The following is a 14710-nucleotide window of genomic DNA, read 5'->3' as shown; positions in this document are numbered from 1 at the left end:
GGCGGGAGGCCGAGGGCGAGCAGCGCCGGGCCGGCCGGCCCGTCGACGAGGCCGCCGAGGGTCACCGCGTCCAGCACGGCGAGGAAGGCGGCCTGGGCCCGGCGCAGCTCGCCGCGGAGCCGGCAGGCCGCCCGCAACGGGCAGGCCGGGGCGTCGCAGGACACCACCTCGTCGTCGCCCTCGAAGGCCCGCACGACCTGCCCGACGGTGACGTCCCCGCCGCCCTCGGCCAGGGCGACGCCGCCGGAGCGGCCCCGGATGGTGACCAGCACCCCGACCCGGTGCAGCCGCTGGACGAGCTTCGCCACGTGGTTGCGGGGCAGCGCCAGCTGGCCGGCGAGCTGGTCCACCGTCATCCGCCGCGGGTCGGCGGCGGCGAGCATGGCGATCCGCAGTGCCATGTCGGTGGACCGGTTGAGCTGCACATCCCGACCCTAGCCAGCCCGGACAAACGCCCACCACGGGTCGACGGACCCGGGATGTGATCCGTACGACGGTCGACCCGGGACCTTCGGCCCTGAAGAGGTATTTCAAATACCTGTTTAGCTGTCGACGCCCGAACGGTTAGCACAGAAGGAGACAGTCGTGCTCTCGGAGTCCTCAGCAGCAGTGGTGACGGCGACCCTGCCCGCCGTGCAGGCGCACGGTGAGGCGATCACCGGCCGGTTCTACCAGCGGATGTTCGACGCGCACCCGGAGCTGCTCGACATCTTCAACCGGGGCAACCAGGCCACCGGGGCGCAGCGGGCCGCCCTCGCGGGCGCCGTGGTCGCGTACGCCGAGCACCTGACCGGCGGGGGCACGGTGCCCTGGGGGCCGATCCTCGACCGGATCGCGCACAAGCACGCCTCCCTCGGCATCACCGCCAGCCAGTACACGATCGTCGGCCGGCACCTGCTCGCCGCCGTCGGCGAGGTGCTGGGCGAGGCGGTGACTCCGGAGGTCGCGGCGGCCTGGGACGAGGTCTACTGGCTGCTGGCCTGCGAGCTGGTCGCCCGGGAGGCACGCCTCTACACCCGCGCGGGGCTGGCCGAGGGCGAGTCGGTGTGGCGCGAGTGGCGGGTGGCCGACCGGGCCACCGAGGCCGTGGACGTCGTCTCGTTCACCCTGGTGCCGGCCGACGGCAGCCGGGTTCCCGGCTTCGTGCCCGGCCAGTACGCCTCGGTCGCGGTCGACCTGGACGGCGACCGCGGGCAGCAGATCCGCCAGTACAGCCTCTCCGGCCGCCCCGGCGCCGACCACTGGCGGATCACCGTCAAGCGGGTACGCGGCGCTGCGGGCGCGCCCGACGGCATGGTCTCGACCTTCCTGCACGACCACGTGGCCGTCGGTGACACGCTCCGGCTCAGCCCGCCCTTCGGGGAGGTCAGCGCGGTGGCCGGGGACGGCCCGCTGCTGCTGGTCAGCGCCGGGATCGGCCTCACCCCGGCGATGGCCGCGCTGGAGCACCTGGCTGCCACCGAGCCGGAGCGCCCGGTGGTGCTCGTGCACGCCGACCGGACGGGCGCGGCGCACGCCTTCCGCGGCGACCTGCCACGCCTGCACGCCGCGCTGCCCAACCTGCGCACCGCCCTGTGGTACGAGGACACCACCGACGGCGAGCTGGCCGGGCTGACCGCCGAGGTCGCCGGCGGCCGGGTCGACCCCGCCCTGATCCCGCTCTCCCCCGACGCGCACGTGCACCTCTGCGGGCCGCTGCCCTTCATGAACACGGTCCGGGGCGGCCTGCTGCGCCGGGGCGTACCGGTGGAGCGGATCGCCTACGAGGTGTTCGGCCCCGGCATGCTCCACGACGACCGGGGCTGACCGGAGGCGGCGGGGCGTGGCGACGCGGTGACGTTCGGTACCGCCCGCCCGCCCCGCTGCCGAATCTCCACACCCGACTGACCGTTCCGTCAGGAGAAGTCGATGATCTACAGGTTAGGAGGAGAAGTCGAGGGTACGGACCTGTCATGCGGGTCCTTGGAATCAACGCGATCTTTCACGATCCGGCCGCCGCCCTGGTGGTCGACGGCCGGGTGGTGGCTGCCGCCGAAGAGGAACGGTTCAGCCGCCGCAAGCACGGCAAACGTCCCGTCGCCTTCTCCGCGTGGGAGTTGCCGGAGCTCTCCGCCGCCTGGTGTCTGGCCAGCGCGGGCATCGACGTTGACGACCTCGACGCGGTCGCCTACTCGTTCGACCCCGGGCTGTGCCGCCCCGCGGAGAGCCTGGGCCTGAGCGACCCCTGGGACTGGCTGCGCGTCGAGTACGCCCAGCGCGCGCCGCAGTTCCTCGCCGCCGCCCTGCCCGGGCTGGACCCGGCGAAGGTGCGCTTCGTCCCGCACCACGTGGCGCACGCCGCCTCCGCCGGGCTGGCCGCGCCACCGGCCGGCGACGACACCGCGGTGCTCGTCCTGGACGGGCGCGGCGAGGTGGCCAGCCACCTGGCCGGCGTCTACTCCGACGGGTTGCTGTCACCGCTGTACTCACAGGAGCTGCCGCACTCCCTCGGCCTGCTCTACGAGGACCTCACCCGGCACCTGGGTTTCCTGCACTCCAGCGACGAGTACAAGGTGATGGCGCTCGCCTCCTACGGCGAGCCGAAGCACCTGGGTCTGCTCCGCGAACTGGTGCGGGTCACCCCGGAGGGCGGCTTCCGCGTCGAGCGCATCGACTGGGCCAGCATGGCCAAGGCGCGCACCGCCGAGGGCGAGATGACCGACGACCACGCCGACCTGGCCGCCAGCGTGCAGGCCCGGCTGGAAGAGGTCGTCATCGACCTGGCCCGCTGGCTGCACGACGCCTCGGGCGGGGCGTCCACCCTGGCCATGGCCGGCGGGGTGGCGCTGAACTGCGTGGCCAACGCCCGGCTCGCCGCCGAGGGCCCCTACCGCCACGTCTGGGTGCAGCCGGCCGCCGGGGACGCCGGCACCGCCCTCGGCGCCGCCCTGCACGTCGCCCGTGACCTGGGCGACCGGTCCGCCCCGATGGCCGGCGCGGACCTCGGCCGGGGCTGGTCCGACGAGGAGTTGGAGGCCGAGCTGCGCCGCGCGGCGCTGCCGTACTTCCGGCCGGAGTCGATCGCCGCCGAGGCGGCCCGGGTGCTGGCCGACAACGGCATCGTCGCCTGGTTCCAGGGCCGCAGCGAGTACGGCCCCCGGGCGCTGGGCCACCGTTCGCTGCTGGCGCACCCCGGCGACCCGGCCACCACCGCCCGGATGAACGACGTCAAGGGGCGCGAGCAGTTCCGCCCGATCGCCCCGATGGTCCGCGCCGAACGGGCCGCCGACATCTTCGAGGGCGTCTTCCCCAGCCCGTACATGCTCTTCGTGCACAACGTGAAGCCCCAGTGGCGCGACCGCATCCCGGCCGTCACCCACGTCGACGGCACCGCCCGGGTGCAGACGGTGCACACCGACACCGAACCGGTCGTCGCCGAGATGCTCGCCGAGTTCGAGCGGCTCACCGGGCTGCCGGTGGTGGTGAACACCTCGCTGAACACCGCCGGCCGGCCGATGGTCGACACCCCCCGCGAGGCGATGGAGCTCTTCGGTTCCGCGCCGGTGGAGCTGCTGGCGCTCGGCCCGTTCGCGGTGCGCCGGGGCGCGCTCGGTGGTGGCCGGTGATCAGCATCGTCGTGCCGACCCTCGGCCGGCCCAGCCTCGGGGTGCTGCTGGAGGCGCTGGCCACCCAGGTCGGGGAGCTGCCCGACCCGGAGATCCTGCTGGTCGACGACCGCCGCGACGCCAGCGGTGAGCTGGCGGTGCCGGGCACGCTGGCCGCGTACGCCAAGGTGCTGACCGGGCCCGGGGCGGGCCCGGCGGCGGCCCGCAACCTCGGCTGGCGTGCGGCCCGCTCCCCCTGGGTCGTCTTCCTCGACGACGACGTCGTCCCGGACGCCGACTGGGCCCGTCGGCTCGTCGCGGACCTCGCCGTTGCCGGCCAGCACCACCGGCACCCGCCAGCGGGCCCTCGCCAGCCGCGTCGCGTTGTGCGTCAACGTCTCGGCGTCCCCGCCGTCGGTGCCACCGACCAGCAGCACCACGTCCGGGCGGGCCGCCCGCAACGACGCCAGCTGCGCCGCCCCGAGCCGGCCCGCCGCGACGTGCACCACGTTCGCCCCGGCCGACAGGCCCACCCGCCGCCCGGCCTGCGCGGTGACCAGCGGCTCGTAGCCGATCACGGCCAGGCGCAGCCCACCCCCGGCCGACGAGCACACGTACCACGGCGCGTCGCGCACCCGCAGCCCGGCGGTGGCCGCCGCGACCGCGGCGTCCAGGCCGTGCAGCACGTCGCTGCCGACCGTCGTCGGCGCGGCCGCCGCCGCGACCAGACCCGCGCCGTCGAGGTCGACCACCGCGACCTTGGTGTACGTGGACCCGACGTCGGCGCAGACGGCGACGTTCACGCCGCCGGCGGTACGACCACCGTGCCGGTCGCCGTCACCGCCACAATCGGCTCCGCCAACACCTCCGCCGCGGACTCACCGCGCTCCGGCCGCCCCCGGCACACCACCCGTGCGACGAAGTCGACGGTGCGGCTGCGGGTGCCCACCCGGGTCACCGTGGCCGTCACCTCCAACACGTCCCCGGCCCGCATCGCGGCGCGGAACTGCACATCCGAGTAGGAGGCGAACAGCCCCTCGTCGCCGTCGGTGCGGATGCACACCTCCGTGGCCACGTCCCCGAACAACCCCAGCGCGTACGCCCCGTCGACCAGGTTCCCCGCGTAGTGGGCGTGGGAGTACGGAACATACCGCCGGTGCGTCACCGTCAGACCCAGCCGCGCGTCACTCATGCCGTCGCCTTCTTGTTCGTGATCAAAGCGTGCACCAGGTAACTGGCCACCTCACCGGGGGTGGTGCCCCGACCGAAAATCCGGTCCACGCCCAACTCGCCGGTCATCGACTCGTCGAACCGCGGCCCACCCACGATCAGCAGCGGCCGCTTGCCCGCCGGCATCGCCTCCCGGAACGCCGCGGACATCTCCCGGGTGTTGTGCAGGTGCGCGTCGCGTTGGGTGACCACCTGCGACACCAGCACCGCGTCCGCCTTCTCCACCCGGGCCGCCTCCACCAACTCCGGCACGCTGACCTGCGCACCCAGGTTGGTGACCTTCAACTCCCGGTAGTACTCCAGGCCCTTCTCCCCGGCGATGCCCTTGACGTTGAGGATCGCGTCGATGCCCACGGTGTGCGCGTCGGTGCCGATGCACGCCCCCACCACCGACAGCTTGCGCCGCAACCGCTGCTTCACCACCGCGTTGACCTCCTTGGCGCTCAGCAGCGGGAAGTCCCGCTCCACCACCTGCACCGCCGCCAGGTCCACCAGGTGGTTCACCCGCCCGTACACCACGAAGAAGGTGAACCCCTCGCCGATCGGCTTGGCGTGCACCAGCATCGCCGGGTCGATGCCCATCCTGTTCGCCAACTGCACCGCCGCGCCCTCGGCCCGCTTGTCGTGCGGCACCGGCAGCGTGAACGACACCTGCACCATCCCGTCGCCGGTGGTGTCCCCGTACGGCCGGACGATCTTCTTCGCGGCGCCGTCGGCGCCGCCCGGCGCGACAGCGCCGGCCTCGACGGCGGTCATGCCGCCTCCCCTTCCAGGATCTCCGTGGCCGGGTTGAAGTAGTCGGCCTCATGCCTGGCCACCCCGGCCAGGCCCTTGCCCCGGTCCGCCGGCCGCTTCATGATCCCGAAGGTGCCCTCGGCGATCGCCGTCAGCAACGACTGCTCCCCGATGCGCTCCAACAGCTCCAGCGCCTCACCGAGGACCCGGTTGGCCCGCTGCTGGATGAACCCGCCCGGCGCCGGCACGAAATCCTCGTGCAGCCCACCGGCCGCCCCCAGCACGTACCGCACGTTCTGCAGGGCGATGTCCCGGTCCGACAACCACGGCGTCACCACCGCCTCGGTCATCATCCCCACCAGCAGAATCCCCTGCCCCGTCATCGCGCCCACCAGGTTGAAGAACCCGTCGAGCAGGTTGCCGCGGAACACGTCGCCGGTCATGTGCTTTGTCGGCGGCATCCACTTCAACGGCGCGTCCGGGAACAACTCCCGCGCCAGCAACGCGTGCGCCAACTCCAGGCGGAACGACTCCGGCACCTCCGGATTGATCTCGAACGCGTGCCCCAGCCCCAACTGCCAGTCCGCCAACCCCGCCTCGTGCGCGAAGAACTCGTTGAGCAGCTGCGACACCGTCACCGTGTGCGCCTCATCCACCGCGTCCGCGGTGGTCAGGTAGTTGTCCTCACCGGTGTTGATGATGATCCCCGCCCGGGCGTGCACCTGCCGGGAGAACCGCTGGTCCACGAACGTGCGCACCGGGTTGATGTCGCGGAACAGGATCCCGTACATCGAGTCGTTGAGCATCATGTCCAGCCGCTCCAGGCCCGCCAGCGTGGCCATCTCCGGCATGCACAGACCCGACGCGTAGTTCGTCAGCCGCACGTACCGGCCCAACTCCCGCGACGTCTCGTCCAGCGCCGCCCGCATCAACCGGAAGTTCTCCTGCGTGGCGTACGTGCCGGCGAAACCCTCCCGGGTCGCCCCCTCCGGCACGTAGTCCAGCAACGACTGCCCCGTCGACCGGATCACCGCGATCACGTCCGCGCCGGCCCGCGCCGCCGCCTGCGCCTGCGGAATGTCCTCGTAGATGTCGCCCGTCGCCACGATCAGGTAAATCCACGGCCGCCGCGCCGGATCCCCCCACCGCTTCACCAGACGCTCCCGCTCCGCCCGCCGCCGGTCGATCAGCCGCACCCCCGCGCCCACCGACCTGCGCGCGGCCTTCCGCGCCGCGGTGGCCGCCTTCCCGGACGGCACCTCGAAGCGCACCGACCCGGCCGCCGCCTTCTGCGCCAACAGGGTCACATCGGTGATCTGCTCCCGCACGAGGGCGTCGAACACCGGCAACGCCACCCCGTGGCCCAACCCCACGTCCGCGACCACCGCGTCCACCAGCCGGTTCACCCACGGAATACCGTCCGGGTCCGCGCCGCTCACCCCCGCCAGCCGCAGCACCGCCCGCTCCACCGACACCGTGGTGTGGCTGCGCGCCAGATCCACCACCGGCTGCCCGGCGCGACGCGCCAACTCCCGCGCCCGGGCCACCAACGCCGGATCCAGGTCAAGCTTGCCTGTCACGACTTGCCTTCCTCATAGATGACCTCACCACGCAGCACCGTGCGCCGGCACACCGGCAACGGCGTCGGATCCTCCGGACCCCGCAACTCCGGATCGTCGGCCTGCACCACCGGCAACCCCCGGTCCACCCCCGCCGGCGTCGACCACACCGCGAACGTCGCCGGCGCCCCCAACGCCAACACACCCTCGTTGTCCAGGTGCACCGCCCGCCACCCGCCGCGGGTGTGCGCGGCGAACGCCGCCCGCACACTCATCCGCTGCGTCGGATTGTGGTGCGCCGCCGCCGCCCGCACCGACCCCCACGGGTCCAACGGCGTCACCGGCGAATCCGAGCCGAACGCCAACGCCACCCCGACGCCGTGCATCGCCCCCATCGGGTTCGACTCCAACGACCGGTCCAGACCCAACCGCGACTCGTACATCCGACCCGCGCCACCCCACAACCGGTCGAACGCCGGCTGCATGCTCGCCACGATCCCGTACTCCACGAACCCGGCGATCAACCGCTTGCTCATCATCTCCGCGTGCTCCACCCGGTGCCGGGCCGCCCGGACCCGGTCCGTGCCGAGCTTCTCCGCCGCCGCCGCGAACCCGTCGAGCACCGTGGAGATCGCCGCGTCACCGATCGCGTGGAACCCGCCCTGCATCCCGTGCGCCGCGCAGTCCAACAGATGGTCACGCACCTGCTCCGCGCTGACGTAACCGTGCCCGCACCCCTCCCCGTCCAGGTACGCCCGCGACACGTGCGCCGTACGCGCCCCCAACGCCCCGTCGGCGAACAGGTCACCACCGGCGCCCACCGCGCCCAACTCCCGGGCCCGCGCCGCGCCCATCAGCTCACCCCAGTAGCCGTACACCTCCGGCAACCCCGCGCCCGACACACCCAGCAGACCGGTGAAGTCCTCCTCGTCGGAGATCCCCGGCCCACCGCACTCGTGCACCGCCGCGATGCCCAGCGACGCCGCGTGCGCCAACGCCACCCGCTGCGCGGCCACCCGCTGCGCACGGCTCACCGACTCGAACGCCGCCGCCCGCACCACGTGGTGCGCGTCGCGGCGCAACCACCCCGACGCGTCGTAACCCGGCGCCGTCACCACCTGCGGACACGCCGCCAGCAACGCCTGCGACACCAGCGCCGAGTGGATCGACGCCTGCGACAGGTACACCCGCCGGCCACCGGCCGCCCGATCCACCCTCGCCGCGTCCGGCACCGCGGGCTCACCCCAACCGGACTCGTCCCACCCGTGCCCCAGCACCACCGCGTCCGCCGGCAACCCCGCCGCGAACCCGGCCACCGCGTCCAGCAACTCCCCCGCCGACCGCACCCCCGACAGGTCCAACCCCGACAGGGCCAACCCGGTGTCCGTAGCGTGCACATGGGCGTCCACGAACGCCGGCGTCACCAACGCCCCGTCCAGATCCACCACCCGATCGGCGGCCGGCGCGTCCGCGTCCGACCCCAACCAGGCGATCCGACCACCGGTCACCAGCAGCGCCGTCGCGCTCGGCTCAGCCGGACAGTGCAGCACAGCGCCGCGGTACAACGTCGAGGGGTTCGTCATGGCACTCAGTCTGCCGCCAGCCGCGACTCGAACAGCGCACGCACCCCCGGCTCGGAGCGCAGCAGCCCCAACGCCAACTCCGCGTGCCCCGGCACGTACCCGTTGCCCACCAGCATCGTCACGTCCGCCGCCAGGCCCTCCGCGCCCAACGCCGCCGCCGCGAAACTCGTCGCCATCGAGAAGAAGATCACCGTCCCGCCGTCCGCGGTGGCCAGCACCGCCCCGTGCTCACAACCCGGCACGTCCACGCAGACCACCGTCACGTCCGCCGGCGCACCCAACGCCGTGGTCACCGCCGTCGACAACGCCACCGGATCCCGCGCGTCGGCCAACGCCACCTCCGACGCCAGACCCGCCGCCACCAGCGCGTCACGCTCCGCGACCACCGGCACCACCCCGACCGTACGGGCGGCGCCCGCCCGCCGCGCCGCCGCCAACGACAGCGACCCGCCCTTACCCGCCCCGCCGATCACCGCGACCCGCACCGGCGTCGGATCACCCTCCCGCCGCCGCCGCGCCACCTGCTCGGCGACCACCCGCGCGGTCAGCGCCGGCGCCCCGCACACGTCGAGCACCGCCAGGGACAACTCGGGATGCAGGTCGGCCGGCAGCACCGCCGCGATCGACCGGGCGAACAGGATCGCGTACCCGTCGCAGGGCACCTGCTCGCTGCGCCCGTCCCACCGGGCCAGGCCGTCGGTGATCACCAACGGGGTCAGCGTCAGCGACACCAGCGTCGCCACCCGCTCCCCCGGCTTCAACCCCAGCGGGGACCGCCGCCCGGCCTCCTCCACCGTGCCGATCAGCATCCCGCCCGACCCGGTCACCGGGTTCTGCATCTTCCCCCGGGCGGCCACGATCTGAAGCACCTCGGCGCGCACGGCCTCCCCGTCGCCGGCGTGCTTCTCCCACAACTGCCGGAAACTCGCCGCGTCCAGGTTCAACCGCTCCACCCGGATGCGCACCTCGTTCGGCGCGATCTCCGGGCGGGCGTCGAGCCGCCACGCCGCCTGCGGCAGCACCCCCGCCGGTTCGACAACGCGGTGCAGACCCACCGGTGACGTCACGCCGACCTCCCCTGTCCAGCCGCCCGATGCCCCGGTCAGGGCTCGCGTCGCGGGAAAACTTACGGCAGACTAATTTCTTCACCGGATATTTTCCAGTAGCCTTCGGGGCCGCTGATCAAACCGCACTACACCGAGGAGGGGCTGTGACCCAGACACAACCGCCTGAGACCATCCCAGCTCCCCACCCCGCGCCCGTCGCGGTCCCCACCGCCGGACAACCCTACGAATACCGCCGCGCACCCCTGGTCGAACCCGACTGGACCCGCTTCCCCGGCTGGCGCCACGTCACCCGCGACCAGTGGGAGAACGCCCAGTGGCAGCGCGTCAACTGCGTCAAGAACATCAAGCAGCTGCGCGTCGTCCTCGGTGACCTCGTCGACGAGACCTTCTACGCCGACCTCGAGGCCGACCAGAAGGCCCTGGCCACCATGTCCATGCTGGTGCCGCCACAGATGATGAACACGATGGTGCCGTTCGCGCCGATGACCACCGAGGCGTTCCTCGCCGACCCCATCCGGCGCTACATGATCCCCGTCGCCTCCGACCGGCGCACCGACTGGCCGTCGCACCCGTACGCCAGCCGCGACTCGCTGCACGAGCACGACATGTGGGTCGCCGAGGGCCTCACCCACCGCTACCCCACCAAGGTCCTCGCCGAGCTGCTCTCCACCTGCCCGCAGTACTGCGGGCACTGCACCCGGATGGACCTCGTCGGCAACTCCACCCCCGCCGTCGACAAGCTCAAGCTCACCCTCAAGCCCGTCGACCGCTACGACGCCCACATCGCCTACCTCAAGGCCCACCCCGGCGTCCGCGACGTGGTCGTCTCCGGCGGCGACGTGGCCAACGTGCCGTGGCGCAACCTCGAGTCGTACCTGATGCGCCTGCTGGAGCTGGAAACCGTCCGCGACATCCGGCTCGCCACCAAGGCCCTCATGGGCCTGCCCCAGCACTGGCTCCAGCCCGACGTCGTCGAGGGCCTGGAACGGGTCGCGCGCACCGCCGGCCGCCGCGGCGTGAACCTGGCCATCCACACCCACGTCAACCACGCCCAGTCGATCACCCCGCTGGTCGCCAGGGCCGCCCAGACCGCCCTCGACGTCGGCGTCCGCGACGTGCGCAACCAGGGCGTGCTCATGCGCGGCGTCAACGCCACCACGCCCGAACTGCTCGACCTCTGCTTCGCCCTCCAGGGCGAGGCGGGCATCCTGCCGTACTACTTCTACATGTGCGACATGATCCCCAACGCCGAGCACTGGCGGGTCCCGGTCTGGCACGCCCAGCAGCTCCAGCACGACATCATGGGCTACCTGCCCGGCTACGCCACCCCGCGCATCGTCTGCGACGTCCCCTTCGTCGGCAAGCGCTGGGTGCACATGCTCACCGAGTACGACCGCGAACGTGGCATCTCCTACTGGACCAAGAACTACCGCACCTCGATCGAGTCGGCCGACCTGGAAGCGCTCAACAAGCGCTACGCCTACTACGACCCGATCGACACCCTCCCCGAGGCCGGCCAGCAGTGGTGGGCCGACCACCGCAACGACTGACCACCCCGCGACACCCGTCACCCCCGTGCGGCACCCGCCCACGGGGGTGACCCGTCTCCCGCCACCCCTGCCACACCAGTGACGGTGAGCCGGCACCCGAAGCGGTGAGGGCCTTCGAATGTTCGGAGGCCCTCACCGACCAGGTCACTTCGAGAACGCGTCCTTGACGTCCTGACCGGCATCCTTGAGGTGCTCGCCGGCCGCCCGGGCCTGGGCGTCGCTCTGTTGCGTGGTGCCCTCATTCCGCAACCGCTCGTTGTGGGTCATACCGCCGATCCGCTGCTTGGCGGCGCCGGTCAGCTGCGCGCCCTTGTTCTTCGCCTTGTCGATGAAGCTCATGTCGCCTCCTCTGCTCCGGCCGGATGGGGGCCGTCGGCCCCGGGCTCCGCGTGCCCCTCGCTTTCGCCCGAAAACCTGTGTCGTTTCCTCGACACCGGTTACACCCGCTAAGGCGTCCTAGGAAGCTAGGTGAACGGCGGTGCGGCCCGGCTGGTTAACTGGACGAATGGGAGATCTGCTGCTGATCCGGCACGGCGAGACCACCTGGAGCGCCACTCGCCGGCACACCTCGTACACCGACCTGGAGCTGACCCCGGACGGCGAGCGACAGGCCCGCGCCCTCGGCGGGTTCCTCGCCGGCCGACCCCTCGTCGCGGTGTTCGCCAGCCCCCGCCAACGCGCCCTGCGCACCGCGCAGCTCGCCGGACTGGACGTCGGCGCGGTCGAGGAGGACCTCGCCGAGTGGAACTACGGGGAGTACGAGGGACGCACCACCGCCGACATCCACGAGGACCACCCGCACTGGAACATCTGGACCGACGGCTGCCCCGGCGGGGAGTCCCCCAGCGAGGTCGGCGAACGGCTCGACCGGGTCCTCGCCCGGTTGCATCCCCTGCTGGAGCGGGGCACGGTCGGCGTGGTCGGCCACGCGCACAGCCTGCGCGTGCTCGGCGCCCGGTGGATCGGCCTGCCGCCGTCGGCCGGAGGACTGCTCCGGCTCGACACCGCCACCCTCAGCGTGCTCGGCCACGAGCACAACCGGCGGGTCATCCTCCGCTGGAACCAGCCGGTTCCCCAGGCACCCGCGACCGCGCCCGAATCGGCGGCTCGGCACTGATCTTCGGCGGCCGGTTCTCGTACGGGGTGGAGAGCACCACCGTCGTCCGGGTGGTCACGTTCGCCGCCGTGCGGATCTGCTGCAGCACCCGCTCCAGGTCCGCCGGGCTGGCCACCCGCACCAGCAGCAGGTAGAAGTCCTCCCCCGCCACCGAGTAGCACGAGTCGATCTCCGGCAGGTGGGCCAGCCGCTCCGGCGCGTCGTCGGGCTGCGACGGGTCGAACGGCCGGATCGCCACGAACGCGGTCAGCGGCAGCTCCAGCGCCTCGAACGAGACCCGGGCGCCGTACCCCTTGATCACTCCGCGTTGCTCCAGCCGGCGCACCCGCTGGTGCACGGCGGAGACCGACAGGCCCACCCTGTCCGCCAGGTCCGTGTACGACAGTCGGCCGTCAGCGGTCAGTGCGGCGACGATGGCGCGGTCGATCTCCTCCACGGCGTGCAACCTACCGGTAAAAGCGCTGGCGGGCGATGACAGCCCCGCCGGACGTGACGCTCAGCGTGCCGTCCGGTCGCGCACCGCGTCGGCCGCGTAGTGCAGCACCTCGGCCATGTCGTCCTCGTCGAGGAACGGCAGGTCGGTGAGGATGTCCGTGGCGGTCATCCCGTCCGCCATCATCGCCAGGATCGTGGCCACCGGCACCCGGGACTGCCGCACGCAGGGCGCCGCCCATCACCTCCGGGTCAACGGTGATCCGCGGGAACGTCACCGGCACAGGCTACGCGACCGCCGCGCCGGTCAGCCCTTCGCCAGCGCCCGGGAGATCACCAGCCGCTGGATCTGGTTGGTGCCCTCGACGATCTGGAGCACCTTCGCCTCGCGCATGTAGCGCTCCACCGGGTGGTCGGCCACGTAGCCGGCGCCGCCGAGCACCTGCACCGCGTCGGTGGTCACCCGCATCGCCATGTCGGTGGCGAAGAGCTTCGCCTTCGCCGCCTCGATGGAGTACGGCCGGCCGGCGTCGCGCAGCCGGGCGGCGGAGAGCGTCAGCGCGCGGGCGGCGGAGATCTGGGTGGCCAGGTCGGCGAGGGTGAAGCCCAGTCCCTGGAAGTCGATGATGGCCCGGCCGAACTGCTGCCGCTCCCGGGCGTAGCCGACCGCGTAGTCCAGCGCCGCCTGGGCCAGGCCGACCGCGCAGGCCGCGATGCCCAGCCGGCCGGAGTCCAGGGCGGACATGGCGATGCTGAAGCCCATCCCCTCCCCGCCGATCAGCCGCTCCGCCGGCACCCGGGCTGCGTCGAAGGCGATCTGGGCCACCGGCGAGGAGTGCAGCCCCATCGTCCGCTCCGCCGCCTGCGGGGTGATGCCGGGCGTGCCCCGGTCGGCGAGCAGGCAGGAGATGCCCTTCGGGCCAGGCCCGCCGGTGCGGCAGAAGATGTTGTAGAAGTCGGCCACCCGGGCGTGGGTGATCCACGCCTTGGTGCCGGAGACGACGTAGGAGTCGCCGTCGCGCACCGCCCTGGTGGTGAGGGAGGCGGCGTCCGACCCGCCCTGCGGCTCGGAGAGGCAGTACGCCCCCAGCAGCTCCCCGCCGATCATGTCGGGCAGCAGCTTGCGCTGCTCGTCGGTGCCGAACTGGGCCACCGGGTAGCAGGACAGGGTGTGCACGCTGACCGCCTCGGCGACCGCCAGCCAGCGGCTGGCCAGGATCTCCAGCACCTGCAGGTAGACCTCGTAGGGCTGGGCCGCGCCGCCGTGCTCCTCGGCGTAGGGCAGGCCGAGCAGGCCGGCCCGGCCCAGGGTACGCAGCACCTCCCGGGGGAACTCGGCGCGCTCCTCGAACCCGGCGGCCTTCGGGGCCAGCTCCCGGTCGGCGAGTTCGGTGGCGAGGTCGAGCAGGTCGTGGGCCTCGTCGGTGGGGAGGATCCGGTCGACAGTCATAGCGCGATGAGCTCCGTGGGGGTGGTGTTGAGCCGTTGCCCGCCGTCCGTTGTGCAGACGACGATGTCCTCGATGCGGGCGCCGTGCCGGCCCGCCAGGTAGATGCCCGGTTCGACGGAGAACGCCATCCCCGGCTCCAGCGGCCGGGCGTTGCCCGCCACCACGTACGGCTCCTCGTGGCCGTCCAGGCCGATGCCGTGCCCGGTGCGGTGCAGGAAGGCCCCGCCGAAGCCGGCGGCCGTGATCGGCTCGCGGGCGGCGGCGTCGACGGCCTCGGCGGTCACCCCGGGACGCACCGCGGCCACCGCCGCGCGCTGCGCGGCGTGCAGCACCGCGTAGTAGTCGACGAACTCGGCCGGGGCCGGCCCGCCGGCGACGTAGGTGCGGGTGCAGTCGGAGCGGT

Annotated in this window: 15 protein-coding genes and 2 pseudogenes; 5 read left to right on the top strand and 12 right to left on the bottom strand. The window is 72.8% G+C overall.

Annotation, left to right across the window (positions count from 1 at the left end; all coding sequences use genetic code 11):
- A partial coding sequence (locus NCC78_RS15615; protein WP_250795255.1) for an RrF2 family transcriptional regulator occupies positions 1–425 on the bottom strand: 425 nt, incomplete at its 3' end.
- Between the two features lie 160 nt (positions 426–585).
- Between NCC78_RS15615 and NCC78_RS15610 the strand changes: the two genes are divergently transcribed.
- The 3 genes and pseudogenes from NCC78_RS15610 to NCC78_RS15600 all read left to right on the top strand — a co-directional run.
- Positions 586–1806 carry a globin domain-containing protein gene (locus NCC78_RS15610; protein WP_250795254.1) on the top strand — a complete coding sequence of 407 codons (1221 nt, stop codon included), beginning with the start codon at positions 586–588 and terminating at the stop codon, positions 1804–1806.
- Between the two features lie 146 nt (positions 1807–1952).
- Positions 1953–3605, top strand: coding sequence for a carbamoyltransferase family protein (locus NCC78_RS15605; protein WP_250795253.1), 1653 nt, complete (start codon positions 1953–1955; stop codon positions 3603–3605).
- A pseudogene (locus NCC78_RS15600) lies at positions 3602–3850 on the top strand (glycosyltransferase); the annotation flags it as partial. The gene NCC78_RS15605 and the pseudogene NCC78_RS15600, both read left to right, overlap by 4 nt.
- On the opposite strand, the pseudogene NCC78_RS15595 reads toward NCC78_RS15600, so the two are convergent.
- From NCC78_RS15595 to kdd, 6 genes and pseudogenes are all read right to left on the bottom strand, one after another.
- Positions 3812–4387 (bottom strand): annotated as a pseudogene (locus NCC78_RS15595) (glutamate mutase L); the annotation flags it as partial. The pseudogenes NCC78_RS15600 and NCC78_RS15595 overlap by 39 nt on opposite strands.
- On the bottom strand, positions 4384–4776 hold the full coding sequence (gene kal / locus NCC78_RS15590; protein ID WP_250795252.1) for a 3-aminobutyryl-CoA ammonia lyase: 393 nt from the start codon (positions 4774–4776) through the stop codon (positions 4384–4386). The gene kal and the pseudogene NCC78_RS15595, both read right to left, overlap by 4 nt.
- The gene (gene kamE, locus NCC78_RS15585) at positions 4773–5570 is read right to left on the bottom strand and encodes a lysine 5,6-aminomutase subunit beta (protein WP_250795251.1); all 798 of its coding nucleotides are present in this window, start codon (positions 5568–5570) and stop codon (positions 4773–4775) included. Before kamE ends, kal begins: the two co-directional genes overlap by 4 nt.
- A complete protein-coding gene (kamD, locus tag NCC78_RS15580) occupies positions 5567–7129 on the bottom strand; it encodes a lysine 5,6-aminomutase subunit alpha (RefSeq protein WP_250795250.1) in 1563 nt (520 codons plus the stop codon). The genes kamE and kamD overlap by 4 nt, the downstream gene beginning before the upstream one ends.
- A complete protein-coding gene (locus tag NCC78_RS15575; protein ID WP_250795249.1) occupies positions 7126–8691 on the bottom strand; it encodes an amidohydrolase in 1566 nt (521 codons plus the stop codon). The genes kamD and NCC78_RS15575 overlap by 4 nt, the downstream gene beginning before the upstream one ends.
- Positions 8692–8696: 5 nt before the next feature.
- Positions 8697–9758 carry an L-erythro-3,5-diaminohexanoate dehydrogenase gene (kdd, locus tag NCC78_RS15570; RefSeq protein ID WP_504920208.1) on the bottom strand — a complete coding sequence of 354 codons (1062 nt, stop codon included), beginning with the start codon at positions 9756–9758 and terminating at the stop codon, positions 8697–8699.
- A 143-nt stretch (positions 9759–9901) separates the two neighbouring features.
- Between kdd and NCC78_RS15565 the strand changes: the two genes are divergently transcribed.
- Entirely contained in the window at positions 9902–11308 is a 1407-nt protein-coding gene (locus NCC78_RS15565; RefSeq protein WP_250795248.1) for a KamA family radical SAM protein, read from the top strand.
- 144 nt (positions 11309–11452) lie between these two features.
- Here the strand turns inward: NCC78_RS15565 and NCC78_RS15560 are convergent, their stop codons facing one another.
- Positions 11453–11647, bottom strand: coding sequence for a CsbD family protein (locus NCC78_RS15560; RefSeq protein ID WP_250795247.1), 195 nt, complete (start codon positions 11645–11647; stop codon positions 11453–11455).
- Positions 11648–11813: 166 nt separating this feature from the next.
- Between NCC78_RS15560 and NCC78_RS15555 the strand changes: the two genes are divergently transcribed.
- Positions 11814–12425 (top strand): histidine phosphatase family protein, encoded by a 612-nt coding sequence (locus NCC78_RS15555; RefSeq protein WP_250795246.1) that lies wholly within the window; start codon positions 11814–11816, stop codon positions 12423–12425.
- Here the strand turns inward: NCC78_RS15555 and NCC78_RS15550 are convergent.
- From NCC78_RS15550 to NCC78_RS15535, 4 genes are all read right to left on the bottom strand, one after another.
- A complete protein-coding gene (locus tag NCC78_RS15550) occupies positions 12355–12861 on the bottom strand; it encodes an Lrp/AsnC family transcriptional regulator (RefSeq protein WP_250795245.1) in 507 nt (168 codons plus the stop codon). The two genes, NCC78_RS15555 and NCC78_RS15550, sit on opposite strands and share 71 nt — an antisense overlap.
- A 60-nt stretch (positions 12862–12921) precedes the next feature.
- Positions 12922–13083: a DUF433 domain-containing protein gene (locus NCC78_RS15545; RefSeq protein ID WP_250795244.1), complete on the bottom strand. Its 162-nt coding sequence runs from the start codon at positions 13081–13083 to the stop codon at positions 12922–12924.
- A gap of 81 nt (positions 13084–13164) precedes the next feature.
- Positions 13165–14307, bottom strand: a complete 1143-nt coding sequence (locus NCC78_RS15540) for an acyl-CoA dehydrogenase family protein (protein ID WP_250795243.1) — start codon at positions 14305–14307, stop codon at positions 13165–13167.
- On the bottom strand, positions 14304–14710 hold a 407-nt coding region (locus NCC78_RS15535; RefSeq protein ID WP_250795242.1), incomplete at its 5' end, for a M24 family metallopeptidase. The genes NCC78_RS15535 and NCC78_RS15540, both read right to left, overlap by 4 nt.

The sequence above is a fragment of the Micromonospora phytophila genome (assembly GCF_023656545.1).
GTDB lineage: Bacteria > Actinomycetota > Actinomycetes > Mycobacteriales > Micromonosporaceae > Micromonospora > Micromonospora phytophila.
The sequence above is the reverse complement of the archived record's forward strand: the minus strand, read 5'-3'. Positions and strand labels throughout refer to the sequence as shown.

Coding starts and splice junctions, on each gene's coding strand:
- NCC78_RS15605 (WP_250795253.1), top strand. CDS start 1,953: ATGCGGGTCCTTGGAATCAACGCGATCTTTCACGATCCGGCCGCCGCC.
- kal (WP_250795252.1), bottom strand. CDS start 4,776: ATGAGTGACGCGCGGCTGGGTCTGACGGTGACGCACCGGCGGTATGTT.
- kamE (WP_250795251.1), bottom strand. CDS start 5,570: ATGACCGCCGTCGAGGCCGGCGCTGTCGCGCCGGGCGGCGCCGACGGC.
- NCC78_RS15575 (WP_250795249.1), bottom strand. CDS start 8,691: ATGACGAACCCCTCGACGTTGTACCGCGGCGCTGTGCTGCACTGTCCG.
- NCC78_RS15560 (WP_250795247.1), bottom strand. CDS start 11,647: ATGAGCTTCATCGACAAGGCGAAGAACAAGGGCGCGCAGCTGACCGGC.
- NCC78_RS15555 (WP_250795246.1), top strand. CDS start 11,814: ATGGGAGATCTGCTGCTGATCCGGCACGGCGAGACCACCTGGAGCGCC.
- NCC78_RS15540 (WP_250795243.1), bottom strand. CDS start 14,307: ATGACTGTCGACCGGATCCTCCCCACCGACGAGGCCCACGACCTGCTC.